General features: G+C 68.1%; 18 protein-coding genes and 1 pseudogene. 4 read left to right on the forward strand and 15 right to left on the reverse strand.

The genetic code is table 11. From position 1 onward, the window contains the following. Nucleotides 1–4: 4 nt before the first annotated feature. A complete protein-coding gene (locus tag ACFFU4_RS13270; RefSeq protein ID WP_377070250.1) occupies nt 5–763 on the reverse strand; it encodes an alpha/beta fold hydrolase in 759 nt (252 codons plus the stop codon). Nucleotides 764–853: 90 nt separating this feature from the next. On the opposite strand from ACFFU4_RS13270, the gene ACFFU4_RS13275 reads away from it, so the two are divergent. Beyond that, on the forward strand, nt 854–1,165 hold the full coding sequence (locus ACFFU4_RS13275) for a hypothetical protein (protein WP_377070251.1): 312 nt from the start codon (nt 854–856) through the stop codon (nt 1,163–1,165). 519 nt (nt 1,166–1,684) lie between these two features. Here ACFFU4_RS13275 and ACFFU4_RS13280 read toward each other — a convergent pair. From ACFFU4_RS13280 to ACFFU4_RS13295, 4 genes are read right to left on the reverse strand one after another with little or no spacing between them, the layout of a single operon-like run. Next, nucleotides 1,685–2,179, reverse strand: a complete 495-nt coding sequence (locus ACFFU4_RS13280; RefSeq protein ID WP_377070252.1) for a periplasmic heavy metal sensor — start codon at nt 2,177–2,179, stop codon at nt 1,685–1,687. After that, nucleotides 2,179–2,547 carry a hypothetical protein gene (locus tag ACFFU4_RS13285; protein ID WP_377070253.1) on the reverse strand — a complete coding sequence of 123 codons (369 nt, stop codon included), beginning with the start codon at nt 2,545–2,547 and terminating at the stop codon, nt 2,179–2,181. The genes ACFFU4_RS13280 and ACFFU4_RS13285 overlap by 1 nt, the downstream gene beginning before the upstream one ends. Beyond that, the gene (locus ACFFU4_RS13290) at nt 2,534–3,124 is read right to left on the reverse strand and encodes an RNA polymerase sigma factor (RefSeq protein ID WP_377070254.1); all 591 of its coding nucleotides are present in this window, start codon (nt 3,122–3,124) and stop codon (nt 2,534–2,536) included. Before ACFFU4_RS13290 ends, ACFFU4_RS13285 begins: the two co-directional genes overlap by 14 nt. A gap of 54 nt (nt 3,125–3,178) precedes the next feature. Beyond that, nucleotides 3,179–3,748: an EF-hand domain-containing protein gene (locus tag ACFFU4_RS13295; RefSeq protein WP_377070255.1), complete on the reverse strand. Its 570-nt coding sequence runs from the start codon at nt 3,746–3,748 to the stop codon at nt 3,179–3,181. 220 nt (nt 3,749–3,968) lie between these two features. Here ACFFU4_RS13295 and ACFFU4_RS13300 point away from each other — a divergent pair, with 220 nt between their 5' ends. Beyond that, on the forward strand, nt 3,969–4,367 hold the full coding sequence (locus ACFFU4_RS13300) for a DUF983 domain-containing protein (RefSeq protein WP_377070256.1): 399 nt from the start codon (nt 3,969–3,971) through the stop codon (nt 4,365–4,367). Between the two features lie 25 nt (nt 4,368–4,392). Then, on the forward strand, nt 4,393–5,100 hold the full coding sequence (locus ACFFU4_RS13305) for an NUDIX hydrolase (protein WP_377070257.1): 708 nt from the start codon (nt 4,393–4,395) through the stop codon (nt 5,098–5,100). Between the two features lie 251 nt (nt 5,101–5,351). Here ACFFU4_RS13305 and ACFFU4_RS13310 read toward each other — a convergent pair whose 3' ends face one another. Next, a complete protein-coding gene (locus ACFFU4_RS13310) occupies nt 5,352–6,254 on the reverse strand; it encodes an EamA family transporter (protein WP_377070258.1) in 903 nt (300 codons plus the stop codon). Between the two features lie 161 nt (nt 6,255–6,415). After that, complete coding sequence (locus tag ACFFU4_RS13315; RefSeq protein WP_377070259.1) at nt 6,416–7,684, reverse strand: MFS transporter; 1,269 nt, start codon at nt 7,682–7,684, stop codon at nt 6,416–6,418. Between the two features lie 208 nt (nt 7,685–7,892). Here ACFFU4_RS13315 and metG point away from each other — a divergent pair, with 208 nt between their 5' ends. Next, the gene (metG, locus tag ACFFU4_RS13320) at nt 7,893–9,623 is read left to right on the forward strand and encodes a methionine--tRNA ligase (RefSeq protein ID WP_377070260.1); all 1,731 of its coding nucleotides are present in this window, start codon (nt 7,893–7,895) and stop codon (nt 9,621–9,623) included. Nucleotides 9,624–9,711: 88 nt separating this feature from the next. Here metG and ACFFU4_RS13325 read toward each other — a convergent pair whose 3' ends face one another. The 8 genes and pseudogenes from ACFFU4_RS13325 to ACFFU4_RS13360 all read right to left on the reverse strand — a co-directional run bounded on the left by ACFFU4_RS13325 (nt 9,712) and on the right by ACFFU4_RS13360 (nt 17,000). Beyond that, nucleotides 9,712–10,428, reverse strand: a complete 717-nt coding sequence (locus ACFFU4_RS13325) for an RlmE family RNA methyltransferase (protein WP_377070261.1) — start codon at nt 10,426–10,428, stop codon at nt 9,712–9,714. Continuing rightward, the gene (locus tag ACFFU4_RS13330; RefSeq protein WP_377070262.1) at nt 10,428–11,537 is read right to left on the reverse strand and encodes a Ppx/GppA phosphatase family protein; all 1,110 of its coding nucleotides are present in this window, start codon (nt 11,535–11,537) and stop codon (nt 10,428–10,430) included. Before ACFFU4_RS13330 ends, ACFFU4_RS13325 begins: the two co-directional genes overlap by 1 nt. 90 nt (nt 11,538–11,627) lie before the next feature. Beyond that, nucleotides 11,628–11,915: an HlyU family transcriptional regulator gene (locus ACFFU4_RS13335; protein WP_377070263.1), complete on the reverse strand. Its 288-nt coding sequence runs from the start codon at nt 11,913–11,915 to the stop codon at nt 11,628–11,630. 46 nt (nt 11,916–11,961) lie between these two features. After that, nucleotides 11,962–12,090, reverse strand: a pseudogene (locus ACFFU4_RS13340) (Txe/YoeB family addiction module toxin); the annotation flags it as partial. 52 nt (nt 12,091–12,142) lie between these two features. Beyond that, on the reverse strand, nt 12,143–12,535 hold the full coding sequence (locus tag ACFFU4_RS13345) for a hypothetical protein (protein WP_377070264.1): 393 nt from the start codon (nt 12,533–12,535) through the stop codon (nt 12,143–12,145). 31 nt (nt 12,536–12,566) lie between these two features. After that, nucleotides 12,567–14,558, reverse strand: coding sequence for an RNA polymerase sigma factor RpoD (gene rpoD / locus ACFFU4_RS13350; RefSeq protein WP_377070342.1), 1,992 nt, complete (start codon nt 14,556–14,558; stop codon nt 12,567–12,569). A 149-nt stretch (nt 14,559–14,707) separates the two neighbouring features. Beyond that, on the reverse strand, nt 14,708–16,663 hold the full coding sequence (dnaG, locus tag ACFFU4_RS13355; protein ID WP_377070265.1) for a DNA primase: 1,956 nt from the start codon (nt 16,661–16,663) through the stop codon (nt 14,708–14,710). A 40-nt stretch (nt 16,664–16,703) separates the two neighbouring features. After that, nucleotides 16,704–17,000, reverse strand: coding sequence for a DNA primase (locus ACFFU4_RS13360; RefSeq protein WP_377070266.1), 297 nt, complete (start codon nt 16,998–17,000; stop codon nt 16,704–16,706). Nucleotides 17,001–17,049 lie beyond the last annotated feature (49 nt).

Genomic DNA, 17,049 nt, shown 5'->3' on the forward strand with positions numbered 1-17,049 from the left:
GCGCTCAGCCGTCGAGCCACGCGCGCACCGCCGCCTCGAATTCGCGGGGCTTCTCGGCGTGGAGCCAATGGCCCGCGCCGGGGATCTTCGCGAAGCGCGCGGCGGGAAACAGCGCCTTGATCCGGTCACGGTGCTGCGGCGCGACATAGTCCGACTCCGCCCCCGTCAGGAACAGCGTGCGGCCCTCGTAGACCCCGGACACATCGGGAAACCCGATGATTTTCGGCATTTCGCGCGTCAGCGTGTCGAGATTGAGAAGCCAACGCTTTTCCTTCACGTCGAGCGATTGCAGGAAGAACGGGACCAGATCGGGGTTATCCACCCGCTCCAGCAGTTGCGCGCCCGCGTCGGCGCGCCGCTCGACGCGGTCCAGATCCACCGCCTTCATCGCCTCGACATACTGGACCTGACTGTGCGTGTAGGCCACCGGCGCGATATCGGCCACGATCAGGCTGTTGACCAGATCGGGCCGCGTCAGCGCCAGCACCATCGCGGCCTTGCCGCCCATCGAATGGCCCAACACGTCCCATGCACCGCCCAGATGCCCGATCACCTCGGCCAGGTCACCGGCCATATCGTCGTAGCCATGGCTGTCGAACCACGGGCTGCCGCCGTGATTGCGCATGTCCACCGCCACCACGCGGCGGCTGTCCGACATCCGCTTGGCGATCACGCCCCAGTTGCGCGCCGAGCCGTAGAGCCCGTGCGCGATCAGCACTCCCGGCTTGTCAGAGGGGCTGCCATGCTCGATCATGTTCAACATGGGACGTGCATAGCGCCGTGCCACGCCGATGACCAGCCCCGGTGCCGGACCTGCGCCCGGCACGAGGACACAGACGAAGGCTGCATGCCGATGACAGACACCAGCCAACCCCGCGGCCGGATCGCCGCGCGCCTGTGCGACAGGACGGGGTCGCGCGGACCGGCGCGAGACCGCCTGACGCGCCGCGCCGACGCCACGCTTCAGGCGGGTCAGCGCGGGACGGACCACCCAAGGCTCGCCCGCCTGCTCGCCCCGCGCACCGCAGACGCCGCCCCCGGCGGCAGCGGGCGGCGCGCGCGGCGCAAGACGGCACTCCTGCGGATCGCGGGCGGGATCGTGCTCAACCTGATGCTGTTTGGAGCGCTGCTCTACCTGTTGTGGCGCTACGTCCTCTCCGCCTAGATGTGCGCTGTCAACGGGCTGTTCCGATCCAGCCCTGCCCGGCTGATTGGTGGCTTGGAGTTTAGCGCCGGGTGCGAACGGTGCGGCCTGTGACCGAATGCGTCGCGAGGGGTGCGATTGGTCTGGAGGGGGCATTGCAGTGAGCCGCGCCATCGCATGTCCGCGGGCAGGCGAGCCAACGGTGTTTCAGGGCACTTTATCCCTCCATACCCGCAAAAGTCTTAATCGGCGCGCTGGCTGAGCCATATCGCCTGTCCGTCACGCCGAAGGCGTGCCGCGTATACCGGCGCACCTCCGGTGCGACGGGGCGGACATGCGATGGCGCGGCGGCCTTCGGCCTTGACTCCGCGCCGGGACCAGACGGCCACCGTCCCCTCCAGGCCATTCCCGTCGGTCGTCCCACTCCACCGTCGTCCGCATTTCCGGCTGCCGGTCGTCCTTCGACTGTTTCACACAAGGATACCGGACCAGTGCCCGATACCCGCCTTCCCTGCGGACGCTTCTGTCAGGTGGCCAACCCTAGCGATGGTGCCGGTGCCGCCAGCGGCGCACGTTCTCTTCCAGCCGCCCGGCATAGGCGGAACGTCCGGCGTCGCTCATCGCCATGAGGTGCGCCACCAGCGCGGCGTGTCCGGCCTCGAATCTCTCCGCCACCCGCACGCGCTGCGCGGCGAGCCGTGCCTCCACCGGTGCCGGATCAAAGGGCTGCGCCCGCAGGTCGGACAGCAGCGCCTCGAAGCTTTCACGAAGCGCCGCGCGGCGCGCCGCATGCGCGCCCCGCCCGTCGCGCAATCGCGCCGCGACGGCCTCGCGCCCCTCGGCGTCGAGCGCGTGGGTCAGCGGCCCGCCCATCTGCGCCATTCGCGCGGCGTGCGGGCCGTATGCGCCATGCGGCCCGATCCCGTGGCGCAACACCCAGCCGCCAATCGCCCCGAGCACAACCAGGTTGAGCGCCAGCGACAGGATCAGCACGACGCGCCAGCCGCGCCCGTGGTTCCCGGACTGCTCAGACATCAGAACCCCCCTCCCGTCTCCAGCGCCAGATCGGGCGCGATATCGACCACGTAATCGCCCGTAGCCGACGCCAGACCCGGCAGCGTCTCGGGCAGGGCGAGCCCGATCCACACCCCGGCCAGCCCCGCCGCACCCAGTCCGGCCATCGCCGGCCAGCCGCCCAGCGCCCGCGTGATACGCGCCCACAGACCGGCGCGCGGCGCGGCAGGCCGCGCCACGACCGCCGCGTACCGCGCCTGCTCGGCCCCGGCGTCCTCCAGCACCCGCGCCATCAGGTCGGGTGAGGGCGCGGGCGCGGCCTTGCGTGCGGCTTCGAAAAACGGCGCGAGCGCCGCCTCCTGCCGCCTGTCCTCGTCAGTCATCGACATATCCCAACTCCTCCTTGCGCGCGGACAGCGCGGTTGCCAGTGCGCGCCGGCCGCGCGTGGTCAGACTTTCGACCGCCTCGACCGTGGTGTTCATGATCCCGGCGATCTCGGGATTGGTGCAGCCCTCGATATGGCGCAGCACCACCGCATGCCGCTGCCGCGCAGGCAACTCCGCCAGCGCCGCCTGCAGCGCGGCGGCGCGGGTGCGTGTCTGCATCAACGCGGGCGCGTCGGGGGCCGGGTCGGGCGGCTCGGGGACATCGTCGAGCGCCACCGTGCCGCCGCGCGCCCGCCGCTTCCGGTCGATGCACAGGTTGGCCACCACGCGGTAGAGCCAGGTGGTGACACGCGCCTCGCCCGCGCGCCAACGCGGGGCCTGCCGCCACAGCCGCAGCATCGCCTCCTGCGCCACCTCCTCGGCCTCTGCGCGATTGCCCAGAAGCCGCGCGGCATGGGCCAGCACGCGCGGCGTGAGCCGTAGCGTGAGGGTGCGCGCAGCCGCCCTGTCGCCGCCGGCAAAGGCGTCGAGCAGGTCCTCGTCTGACAGGTCGTCATGGGCGTCCAGCGGCATGGTCATCTCACGAGGCTAGCGCCGCGCCCGCCGCGTGCCAAGCGGCGGGCGCGGGCGGGCTCAGTTCTCGTGATAGTGGTGGTGGATAACAAGATCACCCTGCACCACGCTGCCCTTGCCGAGGCTGTGACGGGCCATGCCGTCGCCCTCGCCATGCCGCATGCCTTGATGCATGCCGTGATGCATGCCACGGCCCTTGCCACGCCGCATCTTCCCGCGCATCTCGCGCATCCTGGCGAATTCCTCGCGTGACACCGCGCCATTGCCATCGGCGTCGAGCCGGTCGAACATGCGCCCGGCGGGGCCTGCGCGCATTTCCTCCAGCGTCAGCATGCCATCGCCGTCGCCGTCGTGATACGCGATCATCCGGTCCACCCGCGCCTCGATCCGGCCTGTGGCCCGCTCGGTCATGCGCGTCACCATCTCGTCGCGGCTGACCTTGCCGTCGCCGTCGGCATCGGCCTCGCCGAAACGCTCGGCCATGTCCATCGGGCCGTCACCCTGCATCCCGTGATGCATCCCCATGCCCTGGCCCATGCCGTTCTGCTGTTGCGCCTCGACCGCGGCGCTCAGCCCGCCGCCCAGAGCGATAACGAGCGCGAGACCCGCCAGACGTCCAATATGTTGCATTATCTTCCCTCTTGCTGTTCATCGTGTTTCCCGGCACCGCCTCTTTCGCGCGCACCTGTCTGCTGATACGCTCTCCTCTGCCGGTTCCGGCGCGCCGTGCCCGGTTTTTTCGCGTCCGTCCCGCACGGGCGCGCGACATGGTGCCGCAAGGACGGGCTGTCGCCTTCAAATCCGGTGCGCGCCCGGCCATGTTCGCGCCAACAGCCGCGAGGAAGCAGGAATGCGCGACACAACCATCACCGAGGTCACAGAGGCCGAGCGCGACACCCGGCGCGCCATGTGGCGCGGGTTTCGCGGCAAGTGTCCCAATTGCGGCAGCGGTCCGCTTCTGCGCGGCTATCTCAAGGTGCGCGACCACTGCCCGGTGTGCCGCGAGGACCTCAGCCACCAGCGCGCCGATGACGGGCCCGCCTACCTGACCATCCTGATCGTCGGCCATCTGATGGCACCGCTCCTGATGTTCGTGTTCGAGACATGGCGACCCGAGCCGCTCGTACTGTTCACCACATTCTCTGTTGGCACCATCGCGCTGTCGCTCTACCTTCTGCCGCGCCTCAAGGGGGGCATGGTGGGCCTGCAATGGGCCAAGAGAATGCACGGTTTCGGGGACGAGGACTGACGCCCCGAGACGATTGGAGGGGCGCATGACCGAGACGCAGACAGACGCGGCACAGGTGCCGGTGCGCGATGCCGCCACGGTGATCGTGCTGCGCGAACGCGCGGGCGCGCCCCATGTGCTGATGGGCCAGCGCGGGGCCGGTGCCGTGTTCATGCCCAACAAGGTGGTGTTTCCCGGCGGTGCGGTGGACGTGGGCGATGCCGATGTGCCGCTCGCCCGACCGCTGCCGCCGGTCTGCGCCGACCGGCTGCGCGCGGATTGCGAGAGCGATCTCGGCCACGCGCTCGCCGCCGCCGCGATCCGCGAGCTGTGGGAGGAAACCGGTCTCGCCCTCGGCACGCCCGGCGCGTGGCCCGGCGCGGTCCCGCCGGATTGGACAGGCTTCGCCGGCCGTGGCCTCGTGCCGGTGGCCGATGCGCTGCAATTCGTGTTCCGCGCGATCACGCCGCCGGGCCGCCCGCGCCGCTTCGACGCGCGTTTCTTCCTCGTCCATGCCGAGGCGATCGCGGGCGACCCGGATGATTTCTCGGCCGCCTGCGAGGAACTGAGCCACCTGCAGTGGGTGCCGCTCGCTGAGGTGCGCCGCCACGACCTGCCGTTCATTACCGAGGTGGTGCTCGCCGAGGTGAGCGCCCGCGCCCATGACCGAAGCCCGCCCGCCTCGGTGCCGTTCTTCCGCAACGATGACGAGGCAAGCCTGTTCCTGCGGCTCAGTGGGATGGAAACGGACTGAGGGTCCTCGTCGTTTGTGGCCTTGAGCGGACGTTGACGTCTATACCCATGCGCGGAATCAAGGGCGAAGCCCGCCGCGCATCGCCGGGCCGCCCCCCCGGCACGGCGATTTGGCTGCAACCTGCTCTGATCTCTGATGTTTTTCGGGTTTGGCTGGCATAAAGCACTGCCAAACTGACGTTGGATCGCCGCACTGCGGCCCGTCGATGCGCGGCTCACCCAGAAGTCCCCTTCAGGCCAGATCACCCGCCTTCACCGCACCATCACCACCGCGACCACCGAGACCGTGACCAGCGCGATGGCAAACCCCTCGCGCCGTGTGAGCCTCTCGCCGAAGATCAGCACCGACGCCAGCAGCGAGAAAATCACCTCGACCTGACCCACGGCAAAGACGAGCGCGGCGGCCTGAAGCGTGAAGGCGGTGAACCAGCACAGGCTCCCGGCCATGCCCGACAGCCCGATCCACACCGCCACCCGCCGCGCCGCGAAAACGCGGCCCACCTGCCCCGGCTCGCGCCAGCCGAGCCACAACGACAGCGCGAGCGCCTGCATCAGCGTCACGGCCGTCAGCGTGATCCCCGCCCGCACCAGCGGATCGGCGCTCGCGATCTCCAGCGTCGCGCCGCGATAGCCCACCGCCGAGACGGCAAAGAACGCCCCCGAACCGAGGCCCAGCATCGCCGCCCGCGAGCCGAGGTGCCGCCACCAGCGCCCGGCTGTGCCGGGCGTCTGCGACAAAAGCAGAACACCGGCCAGCCCGACGATGATCGCGCCCAGACCCGCCAGCCCGATCCGGTCGCCCAGCACCACGAGGCCGACCAGCGCGGTCTGCACCACCTCGGTCTTCTTGAAGACGATACCCACCGCGAAATTGCGCTCGGCAAAGAGCGCGACCACGGCCCAGGTGGCTGCGATCTGCGCCAGCCCTCCAGCCACGGCATAGAGCCAGAAGGCAGGTGTCAGACCCGGCCAGACCGCGCCCGTGGCGATGAGGTAGCCACCGGCCAGCACCACCACGAAAGGCGCGGAATACAGAAATCGCGCCAGCGTCGCCCCGCCGGCGCTGAGCGCGCCCATGCTCAGCCGCTTCTGCAGCACGAAGCGCAGGGTCTGAAACGCCGCCGCGGCGACGGAGAGGATAATCCAGGCGTCCATGCCCCGTCATGCACCGGATCGACGCGACAGGCCAGCCAGCAAGAGAGCAGCGCGCCACATACCCGAGGCGGCCGGAAACCGGCGTCGGGCCGGGCTGGAGGGGCGGCCGCAAAGGTTGCCGGATGCGGTGCGGCGACCGGCCGCCGCCCGGGCCGCGCGCCTCAGCCCTCGCGCGCCTCTTCCGCTGCGCTGTCCTCGGCGGTCTCCACGTACCATTCCTGCGCCGCCGCCAGCGCCACCGGCGAGCCGGTGGGCGAGACGCCGACATAGGCCCCGGTCTCGTCCACCGGCACCGAGGGCCGACAGGTCATCCGCCACGCGGCATACGCCGCGATCAGCGCGAACAGCACCGCCAGAAAGAGCCAGAACCCGTGCGGCCCGACCATGTCCATCAACTGCCCCGTCACCATCGGCCCGGCGATTGCCCCCATCCCGTAGACGAACACCAGCCCGCCCGACGCGGCGGCCATGTCCTCGACCTGAAGGAAATCGTTGGTATAGGCGATGAACAGCGAATAGAGCGGCGAGGCCATCCCCCCCATGATGAAGCCCAGCACCAGCAGCGTCTCGAAATCGACCCCGAGGAATGCGCCCACCCCGGTGCTGACCGCGCCCACCGCCGCCACCCCGAGGATGAGCCACCGCCGGTCGATCCGGTCCGACAGCCAGCCGATGGGCATCTGGAACGCCACCGCGCCGGCAAAGATGGCGGCGACGAAGCCGCTGATCTGCGCCACACTGAGCCCCGCCTGCGCGCCATAGACCGAGGCCATGCCGAACTGTGCGGCAAAGATGCCACCAAGGATCAGCATCCCCACGCTGGCCAGCGGCGAGCTGTCATAGAGCCGGCGCAAGGTCATCGGCTTGTCGGTCTCGAAGGCGGGCGTGGGCGAGGCCGACAGAAGGATCGGCGCGAAGCTCAGCGACACGAGGATCGAGGGCACAACGAACAGCAGATAGCCGCCCGCGTCGCCCAGGTTCATCAGCCCCTGCGCGGCGATGATGCCCGAGGTCTGGGCGATCATGTAAGCCGAGATGATCTTGCCGCGCGTGGTGTTTGTGGCGGCGTTGTTGAGCCAGCTCTCGGCGGTCACGTAGACCCCCGCGAGGCAGAAGCCCAGCAGCACCCGGATCACCGTCCAGCTATAGGGATCGGTCAGCACCGGGAACGCGATCAGCCCCGCCGACAGGAACGAGCCCAAGGCCGCGAACACCCGCACATGCCCCACCCGGCGGATCATCTCGGGCGTTGCCCGGCTGCCCGCCAGAAAGCCCACGAAATAGGCCGAGGTGATGATCGACAGCTCCAGCGTGCCAAAGCCCTCGATGCCGCCGCGCACCCCCATGAGCGTGGCCTGCATCCCGTTGCCGATCATCACGAGCATCATGCCCAGCAGCAGCGCCCAGACCGAGCCGATAACCTTGAACATCGTGGCGATTCCCTGTGGTTGACAGCCCCGTACGCCCGCGCCGCTACACCCGACGGCGGGCCGCGTCAAACCCGATTCGCAGCCCCCGCAGCGCGCCCCGGCACATGCGCAAATATGCGGCAGGCAGGGGCGCGGCCTCTGGCCCTTTGGGCACGGGGCGGTTAAACGCGGGGAACCCAGTTCAAGGCGACAAAGGCAGTCCGGCACGATGGCACGTCACCTCATCACCTCGGCGATCCCCTATATCAACGGGATCAAGCACCTCGGCAATCTCGTGGGCAGCCAGCTTCCCGCCGATCTCTACGCGCGCTACCTGCGCGGGCGCGGCCACGAGGTGCTCTATCTGTGCGCCACGGACGAGCACGGCACCCCCGCCGAACTTGCCGCCGCCAAGGCGGGCAAGCCGGTGGATGAATACTGCGCCGAGATGTGGTCCGTTCAGAAACGGCTCTCCGACGGGTTCCGCCTCGGCTTCGACCATTTCGGTCGCTCCTCCAGCCCGCAGAACCGCCGCCTGACCCAGCATCTCGCGGTGCGGCTGCACGAGGCCGGGCTTATCGAGGAGGTGCGCGAGAAACAGGTCTATTCAAAGGCCGATGGCCGCTTCCTGCCGGATCGCTACATCGAGGGCACCTGCCCCAATTGCGGCTATGACAAGGCCCGCGGCGACCAGTGCGAGAACTGCACCAAGCAACTCGACCCCACCGACCTGATCGCGCCGCGCTCGGCGATCTCGGGCGCGACCGATCTGGAGGTGCGCGAGACGCGCCACCTCTATCTGCGGCAATCGGTGATGCGCCGCGCGCTCAGCGACTGGATCGACACCAAGGCCGACTGGCCGCTGCTCACCACCTCTATCGCGCGCAAGTGGCTCAACGACGGCGACGGGCTCCAGGATCGCGGCATCACCCGCGATCTCGACTGGGGCATCCCGGTGCAGTTCGAGGGCGCGCCTTGGCAGGGCATGGAGGGCAAGGTTTTCTACGTGTGGTTCGACGCACCCATCGAGTACCTCGCCTGCGCCGCCGAATGGGCCGAGGCGCAGGGGCTGGAGGCCGAGGCGTGGGAGCGCTGGTGGCGCACCGACAAAGGGGCCGCGGATGTGCGCTACACCCAGTTCATGGGCAAGGACAACGTGCCGTTCCACACGCTCAGCTTTCCAGCAACGCTGATGGGCGCAAACCATGACGGGACCGAGCCGTGGAAGCTCGTCGATTACATCAAGTCGTTCAATTACCTCAACTACGATGGCGGCCAGTTCTCCACCAGCCAGGGGCGCGGCGTGTTCATGGACGACGCGCTCGACATCCTGCCCGCCGATTACTGGCGCTGGTGGCTGCTGAGCCACGCGCCCGAGAATTCCGACAGCGAATTCACATGGGAGAATTTTCAGGCCAGCGTGAACAAGGACCTTGCCGACGTACTGGGCAATTTTGTCTCCCGCGTGACCAAGTTCTGCCGCTCGAAATTCGGCGAGGCAGTGCCGGAAGGGGGCGTGTATGGCCCGCAGGAACAGGCGTTGACCGACCGGCTGTCGGCGCGGATCGGGGATTACGAGGCGCACATGGAGGCGATCGAGATCCGCAAGGCGGCGGGCGCGCTGCGGGCGATCTGGGTCGAGGGCAACGAGTACCTGCAGGAGGCCGCGCCGTGGGCCACCTTCAAGGAGGACCCCGCGCAGGCAGCGGCGCAGATCCGGCTCGCGCTCAATCTCGTCCGGCTCTACGCGGTGCTGTCCGCGCCCTTCATTCCCGACGCGGCGCAGGCGATGCTGACGGCGATGAAGACCGACGATACTAGCTGGCCCGACGACGTCCCCGCCGCGCTCGGGCACCTGGCACCGGGCCACGCCTTCGAGGTGCCCGATGTGCTCTTTGCCAAGATCACCGACGAGGCGCGCGAGGACTGGCAGGCGCGGTTCTCGGGCACCCGGGGCTGAGCGTCGCGGCCACGCCCGCGGGCCGCCGCCGGGCATGTCCACGCGGCGTGAACCGCCCCGGAGCGCCGGTGGCCCGCCCCCGCGCCTCTCAGCCGCGAAAGCCCGTGGCCACCACGAATTTCTCGGAACTGTCGGCGCGCGAGGCCGGGGGCTTCACGTTGGCCACCTTGGCGAATCGCTGCTTGAGAACCTTCTGCAAATCGCCCTCGGCCCCGCCCGCCAGTACCTTGGACACAAAGGTGCCACCCTCCTCCAGCACGTCGAAGGCCAGATAGGCCGCCGCCTCGCACAGCGCGATGATGCGTAGGTGATCGGTCTGCTTGTGCCCCGAGCTTGACGCCGCCATGTCCGACATCACCACGTCCGCCTTGCCGCCGAGCCAGGCCTTGACCTGCTCGTCGGCGCCCTCGTCCATGAAATCGAGCTGATGGATCTCGGCCCCGGCGATCGGCTCCACCTCCTGCAGGTCGATACCGATGAGACGGCCCTGCCGCTTGCCCGCGCGGTCGCCCAACGCGTTGATGCGCGGCACCGCCACCTGACACCAGCCGCCGGGCGCACAGCCCAGATCGACCACCCGCGCGCCGGGCACGAGAAAGCGGAACCTGTCGTCCAGTTCCATGATCTTGAACGCGGCGCGGCCACGGTAGCCCTCGGCCTGCGCGCGCTTGACATACGGGTCGTTGAGCTGCCTCTGCAGCCACCGCGTCGACGACGCGCGCCGCCCTCGCGCGGTCTTGACCTTCACGGTCAGATCGCGCTGCCCGCGCCCGGATGTGTTCTTGCCGTCCGGCCCCTTCGCCATCAGTCCTCTCCATCCTCGAGCACGCCATCGGCAGCCATCTGCGCATAGAGCATCCCCTCGCGCAGCCCCCGGTCCGCCACCGACAGCCGGTCCGTGGGCCAGCAGCGCAGCAGCGCCTGAAGGATCGCGGCACCCGACATGATGAGCGTCTGCCGGTCCTGACCGATGCGCGGATCGCGCCGCCGCCCGGCGGGGCCGAGCGAGAGGTAGGAGCGGATCACCCGGTCGATCTCGTCGCTGGTCATGGTCAGCCCGTCCACCTTGTTGCGGTCATAGCGGCGTAGGCCCAGGTGACTCGCCGCCACGGTGGTGATGGTGCCGCTCGTGCCGACGATCTGGAATCCGTCGCGGCTCTGCTCGTCCTTGTAGGGGGCGAACTCGGCGAGGTTCTCCTCGAAATACCAGCTCATCAGCGCAAAGCGCGCGGCATCGTCCTCGACATCGCGGAACTGCTCGCGCAGCGTCGCCACCCCCAGCGGCACGCTGATCCAGTCCACCACCCGCGCGGCGGGGGCGGTCCCCTTGGACTGAAACCCCATGTGCATCTGCATGATGGCGCGCTTGCGCTCGGCTTCGGGCACGTCGCGCAGGTCGATCCAGACAAGCTCGGTCGAGCCGCCGCCGATATCCACCACCAGAAGCTGCTCGGTCCGCGCGCTCACCAGCGGCGCGCAGGAGATCACCGCCAGCCGCGCCTCCTCCTCGGTCGGGATCACATCGAGCGTCAGGCCGGTCTCGCGCTCCACCCGCGCCATGAACTCGGCACCGTTGACGGCGCGGCGGCACGCCTCGGTGGCCACCAGCCGCATCCGCGTTACCCTGTGGCGGCGCAGCTTCTGCCGGCACACGCGCAGCGCCTGAATCGTGCGGTAGATCGCGGCGCGCGACAAACGCCCCGACCGCTCCAGCCCGGTGCCGAGCTGAACCGATTTCGAGAAACTGTCGATCACGCGAAACGTCCTGCCCTCGGGGCGGGCGATCAGCATGCGACAACTGTTTGTTCCAAGATCAAGCGCCGCGTAAAGCGGCACCCGATCCGGCAGGCTCGGCGCGGGGCTCTCGACCGGGTCCGGGATAGCGCCCGCACCAATCGGACGCTTGGGCGCCATGACAACACGCCCTCCATTACAAGTTACCTTGAGAGTAGGCGCATCCGCGCGCCCGTGCAAGACCCCGCGCCGCCGTGCCGCGCCCGGCGATCAGTGAAAAATCCGTTCGCCCTGCTCGTCGATCACCTGTTTCGCCTTGCGCAGCGACACCGCCGCCGCCTCGCCCTCGTCGCGCAGCACGTCGGCGCGCAGCAGGTGGTGCACCTTCACCTCGCCGCCCACCTGCCGCTCGATCCGCGCGCCCACGCGCCAGCCGCCGTCTTCCGGCTGCGGCGCGGGCGTGATGCTGTAGCCGTTGTAGTCCTCGGCGGGAAATCCCGGTGCATCGCGCTTCGCGTCACCGCCACCGCCTCCGAACAGTTTTGACAGGATGGACATCGGGGCCTCCTTTGTGGTGCGGGCACGGCCCTCGCGGGGACTGCCCTCAATAATGATACCGGCATTGCAGGATGACGATCTCGTCCTGCGTCACATGATAGACCAGACGATGCTCCCGGTCGATCCGCCGCGACCAATACCCCGCCAGATCGCCCCGCAGCGGCTCGGGAGGGCGAAATCCGGCGAGCCCGGCATGCGATCATGCCGAAGGAGTGTCGGCGCCTGCGCTACACAGGGCTGGACAGAAATCGCGCGGCATCCCTTATCAAAGCTGCCATTGTCGACGCTTCGGACTTGTCGTGAAGACGCACATTCACGATTAAATCTCGTCGCTCAACTGCATGTGGCAGGCGTGCAGAAACAGAAGAATAGCTCAAGCCAGGCTCGCTTAACGCCCGTTTGTTGAGATAAAATAAAACCCATTGCTTCGCCGGGAGAGCGTCGAACCAGAGCTTTCCGTTACAGGTCCAACGAAGCACATCCCCAAAATGACCACGCTTCTGAATTTTCAGATCGAATGGCAATACTGAAGTCTCGTCACGAAGAACCCGGAGGCACTGCCTTCCCGTGTCAGTCAGTCCACGTCGCATGTCGAGTTCGGAAATCAGGTCTCCGGTCATTTTCGCCTCAAAACCGATAAAAGCTAAAACCTCACTGATCCAGGAAACTCCTTAGCTTCCGTGACCGGCTGGGATGCTTCAGCTTGCGCAGCGCCTTGGCCTCGATCTGCCGGATGCGCTCGCGCGTCACCGAGAACTGCTGCCCCACCTCTTCGAGCGTGTGATCGGTGTTCATCCCGATGCCGAACCGCATCCGCAGCACCCGTTCCTCGCGCGGGGTGAGCGACGACAGCACCCGCGTCGTCGTCTCGCGCAGGTTGTCCTGGATCGCGCTGTCGAGCGGCAGGATGACGTTCTTGTCCTCGATGAAATCGCCAAGCTGGCTGTCTTCCTCGTCGCCGATGGGCGTCTCCAGAGAAATCGGCTCCTTGGCGATCTTCATCACCTTGCGGACCTTCTCCAGCGGCATCTGGAGCTTTTCTGCCAGCTCTTCCGGCGTCGGCTCGCGGCCGATCTCGTGGAGCATCTGGCGGCCCGTGCGCACCAGCTTGTTGATCGTCTCGATCATGTGCACGGGGATGCGGATGGTGCGCGCCTGATCGGCGATCGAGCGGGTGATCGCCTGCCGGATCCACCATGTGGCATAGGTGCTGAATTTATAACCGCGGCGATACTCGAACTTGTCCACCGCCTTCATCAGGCCAATGTTGCCTTCCTGAATGAGATCAAGGAACTGCAGCCCGCGGTTGGTGTATTTCTTGGCGATCGAGATCACCAGCCGCAGGTTGGCCTCGACCATTTCCTTCTTGGCGACGCGGGCCTCCTTCTCACCCTTCTGGACCTGCCCGACGATGCGGCGGAATTCGCTGATGTCGAGGCCGACATACTGGCCCACCTGCGCCATGTCGGCGCGCTGCTCGGCCACCTTGTCGGCGAACCGCTCGATGAACATCTGCCAGCCGCGCCCGGGCTTCTTCGCCATGTCCTCAAGCCAGGCGGGGTCAAGCTCGCGCCCGCGGTATTCCTCGATGAATTCGCGGCGGTTGATGCGCGCCTGATCGGCCAGCTTCACCATCGCGCCGTCGATCTGCATGATCCGGCGGTTGATACCGTAAAGCTGGTCGATCAGCGCCTCGATGCGGTTGTTGTGCAGGTGCAGCGAATTGACCAGTTCGACGATCTCGGCGCGCAGCTTCTGGTATTTCGCCTCCTGCGCCTCGGAAAACGAGCTGTCCTCGTTCAGCGTGGCGGAGATGCGGCTGTCCTGCATCTCGCTCAGTTGCGCGAAATCCTCGGCGATGCGGTCGAGCGTCTCGAGCACGCGCGGCTTGAGCGCGGCCTCCATCGCGGCGAGGCTCATGTTGGCCTGCTCGTCCTCCTCGTCGTCGTCCTCGGCGCGCTGGATCGGGTTGCCGTCGGCGTCAAGCTCCTGCGACTTGTCGGCCCCGTCGGTCGCCGCGCCGGCGGGCGGCGTGCTGACATTCGCGGCGACCACCGGCTCCTCGCCCTCCTCGCCGGGGGTGTTGCCAAAGGTGGTCTCGAGGTCGATCACGTCGCGCAGCAGGATGTCCTCGCCCAGAAGCTCGTCGCGCCAGATGGTGATCGCCTGAAAGGTCAGCGGGCTCTCGCACAGGCCCGCGATCATCGTGTTGCGGCCCGCCTCGATGCGCTTGGCGATGGCGATCTCGCCCTCGCGGCTCAGCAGCTCGACCGACCCCATCTCGCGCAGATACATGCGCACCGGATCGTCGGTACGGTCGAGCTTTTCCTCCTTGCCCGACCCGAGGGTGATCTCGCCCTTCTTGCCGATCTCGGCGACGGCGGTGGTCTTGCCGTCATCCTCCTCGGCCTCCTCGGCCTCGATGATGTTGATGCCCATCTCCGACAGCATCGACATCACGTCCTCGATCTGCTCGGACGACACCTGGTCGGGCGGCAGCACCTGGTTGAGCTGGTCATAGGTGATGAAGCCCTTTTCGCGGGCCTCCGAGATCATCCGCTTCACCGCGGCCTGGCTCATGTCGAGCGAAACCTCCGGTTCCTGCTCGTCGGGCTTTTGCTCGTCGGTGTCCTTGGCGGCCATGCGCATCTCCTTGGCGATTCCGGGGGCGGTTGCAGCCATCTGATTCGTTGACCCGAATCAATAGCGCGATCAACTGATTCGCACACCCGTTTACTGTTTATTTCCTGCCTCTTCCGCAACGAATTGCGATTCGGCCACGCTCCGGCTCGTCAATGCCCCGGCTTGGGGCGGTCCAGTTGCCCGAGCAGCCGGGCAAACGCTTCGCGCTCCTCGCGATCGAGGCGCAGGCCATTCTCTCCAAGATCGTAGACGGTGCGATCCTCCTCAACGCTGCGCTGCGCACGGTTGCGCGCCTCCGCCGCCTGCGCCACGCGCCATGTCAGCGTCTCGTCGGCCAGGCCGTCGATATCCTCGACCGCCTCGCGCAGTTCCGCCTCCACGCCAGCGCCCGCCGCCAACTTGGCGAATTCCTCGCGCAGGGTGAGCGTCGCGCGCTCGGCGTCACCCGGGTGGCGCACCGGCGGGGCCAGCGCGACATGGGGCAGCGCCATCAGCTTTTCAAGGGTTTCGTCGCCGATCTCCGCCGCGATCTGCGCACGCAGTGTTTTTTCCCCTGCCCCGGCGTGGTGCAGGATCGCCGCGCGCAAGGCCGCATGGTCGGGGTCGCGGCACGGCATCCGCTCGATCTCGGCCTCGAACATCTCGGCGACGTCCGGACAGGAGATGAGCGTGGCGAGGATCACCGCCTCGCGCAGGCGCACCGCCTGCGCCGGGTCGCCCGAGGCCAGCACCGAGTTGCGCGTCTCGGCGCGCGCCGTCTCGGGCGGGGACCACTTGCCCCTCGGCCCGCGCCCGCGCGGTGCCTGCGCCGCCTGCCTGCGCGGGTTGAAGAGCTGCCAGCGCAGATCCTTCAGCTCGCGCTCGTAATAGCCACGCAGCGACGGGTCGCGGATCAACGCCGCCTTGTCGCGGCAGGTCCGCTCCAGCGCCGCCTTGCGCTCGGGCGTGGCGAAATCGCGCCCCTCGGTTTCGCGCTGCCACAACAGCCGCACCAGCGGCAGCGCCGCGTCGATGCGCGCCTGCACCGCGCCGGGGCCTTCGGCGCGCAGCAGGTCGTCGGGGTCCTTTCCCTCGGGCATGAGCGCAAACCGCAGCGTCCGCCCCGCCTCCAGCAGCGGCAGGGCAAGGTCGATCACCCGGTAGGCCGCGCCGAGGCCGGCGCGATCGCCGTCGAGCATGATCACCGGCTCGTCCGCGATCCGCCACAATAGCTGCAACTGATCCTCCGTGACCGCCGTGCCCAGGGGGGCCACCGCCGCCCCGAAACCGGCGGCCACCAACGCGATCACGTCCATGTAGCCCTCGGCCACGATCAGGGGGGCACCCTTGCCCGCCGCCTCGCGCGCGGGCGCAAGATTGTAGAGCGTGCGCGACTTGTCGAAAATCTCGGTCTCGGGCGAGTTGAGATACTTGGCGTTGTCATTCGGGTCCATCGCCCGCCCGCCAAAGGCGACGCAGCGCCCGCGCGCGTCGCGGATGGGGAACATGATGCGGTTGCGGAACACGTCGTAGGGGCGCCCGCCCCGCTCGCTCTCGCGCGCCAACCCGCAGGCCAGGATCATCTCCGGCACCACCCCCTTGCCCGTCAGGTGATCCCACAGCCCCTGCCATCCATCGGGGGCAAAGCCGATGTCGAACTGCGTGAGCGTCTCCCCGCTCAACCCCCGGCGCCTGAGATAGTCCCGTGCCGCTGTCCCCGCGCCCGCGCGCAGTTGCAGGCCGAAATACCTGACCGCCTGCTCCATCACCTCGGTCAGTTGCGCGCGCCGGTCGGCCTTTTCCTGCGCTTGCGGGTCGCGCTCGGGCATCGGCATCCCGGCCTCGCCCGCCAGGATGCGCACCGCCTCGAAGAACTCGACATTCTCGGTCTCGCGGACGAAGCTGATCGCGTCGCCCTTGGCGTGGCAGCCAAAGCAGTAATAGAACCCCTTGCGGTCATCGACGTGAAAGGACGCGGTCTTTTCCTGGTGAAAGGGGCACGGGGCCCACATGTCGCCCTTGGCCTGGTTGGACTTGCGCATGTCCCACATGACCTTGCGGCCCACGACATCGCTGAGCGACAGACGCGTGCGCAATTCATCAAGGAATCCCGGGGGCAGGCTCATGCCTCATATATCGGGTGCGGGCGCGCTCATGTCCAGAGGCTCACTGCGCCTCGCACTGTGCCACCCACGCCGCGGCCACATCCTTGTCGAGGTCCTTGTCGGGCAGATCGTAAACCCAGTCCACCAGCGGGGGCACGGCGGGCGCATAGCCCTCCCGCCCGGCACCGAGGCTGTCGGTGATCCCGGCCTTCGCGTCCCCGGCCCCCTGCCCGGCCTTGCGCGCCTCGACGGCGGCAGCGACGATCTCGCCGGTGGGGGCGCAGATCGGATTCTGCGCCGCCGCAGCCAGTGGTGCCAGCGCGCACAGCACCACAAGCCCCAAGGATATCATCCGCATCGATCCGGCCTCCCGTTTGAAACAGGTCGCAAGCTAAGCGATTCCCGTC

The organism is Roseovarius ramblicola, assembly GCF_042430665.1.
Taxonomy (GTDB): Bacteria; Pseudomonadota; Alphaproteobacteria; order Rhodobacterales; family Rhodobacteraceae; genus Roseovarius; species Roseovarius ramblicola.

Bases quoted from the DNA above. Each gene is read 5' to 3' on its own strand.
- ACFFU4_RS13345 (WP_377070264.1), bottom strand. From the start codon at position 12,535: ATGACCGGAGACCTGATTTCCGAACTCGACATGCGACGTGGACTGACT.
- ACFFU4_RS13290 (WP_377070254.1), bottom strand. From the start codon at position 3,124: ATGACCATGCCGCTGGACGCCCATGACGACCTGTCAGACGAGGACCTG.
- ACFFU4_RS13275 (WP_377070251.1), top strand. From the start codon at position 854: ATGACAGACACCAGCCAACCCCGCGGCCGGATCGCCGCGCGCCTGTGC.
- ACFFU4_RS13360 (WP_377070266.1), bottom strand. From the start codon at position 17,000: ATGCGGATGATATCCTTGGGGCTTGTGGTGCTGTGCGCGCTGGCACCA.
- ACFFU4_RS13325 (WP_377070261.1), bottom strand. From the start codon at position 10,428: ATGGCGAAGGGGCCGGACGGCAAGAACACATCCGGGCGCGGGCAGCGC.
- rpoD (WP_377070342.1), bottom strand. From the start codon at position 14,558: ATGGCCGCCAAGGACACCGACGAGCAAAAGCCCGACGAGCAGGAACCG.
- ACFFU4_RS13295 (WP_377070255.1), bottom strand. From the start codon at position 3,748: ATGCAACATATTGGACGTCTGGCGGGTCTCGCGCTCGTTATCGCTCTG.
- metG (WP_377070260.1), top strand. From the start codon at position 7,893: ATGGCACGTCACCTCATCACCTCGGCGATCCCCTATATCAACGGGATC.
- ACFFU4_RS13310 (WP_377070258.1), bottom strand. From the start codon at position 6,254: ATGGACGCCTGGATTATCCTCTCCGTCGCCGCGGCGGCGTTTCAGACC.
- ACFFU4_RS13305 (WP_377070257.1), top strand. From the start codon at position 4,393: ATGACCGAGACGCAGACAGACGCGGCACAGGTGCCGGTGCGCGATGCC.
- ACFFU4_RS13330 (WP_377070262.1), bottom strand. From the start codon at position 11,537: ATGGCGCCCAAGCGTCCGATTGGTGCGGGCGCTATCCCGGACCCGGTC.
- ACFFU4_RS13280 (WP_377070252.1), bottom strand. From the start codon at position 2,179: ATGTCTGAGCAGTCCGGGAACCACGGGCGCGGCTGGCGCGTCGTGCTG.
- dnaG (WP_377070265.1), bottom strand. From the start codon at position 16,663: ATGAGCCTGCCCCCGGGATTCCTTGATGAATTGCGCACGCGTCTGTCG.
- ACFFU4_RS13315 (WP_377070259.1), bottom strand. From the start codon at position 7,684: ATGTTCAAGGTTATCGGCTCGGTCTGGGCGCTGCTGCTGGGCATGATG.
- ACFFU4_RS13335 (WP_377070263.1), bottom strand. From the start codon at position 11,915: ATGTCCATCCTGTCAAAACTGTTCGGAGGCGGTGGCGGTGACGCGAAG.
- ACFFU4_RS13285 (WP_377070253.1), bottom strand. From the start codon at position 2,547: ATGTCGATGACTGACGAGGACAGGCGGCAGGAGGCGGCGCTCGCGCCG.
- ACFFU4_RS13270 (WP_377070250.1), bottom strand. From the start codon at position 763: ATGTTGAACATGATCGAGCATGGCAGCCCCTCTGACAAGCCGGGAGTG.
- ACFFU4_RS13300 (WP_377070256.1), top strand. From the start codon at position 3,969: ATGCGCGACACAACCATCACCGAGGTCACAGAGGCCGAGCGCGACACC.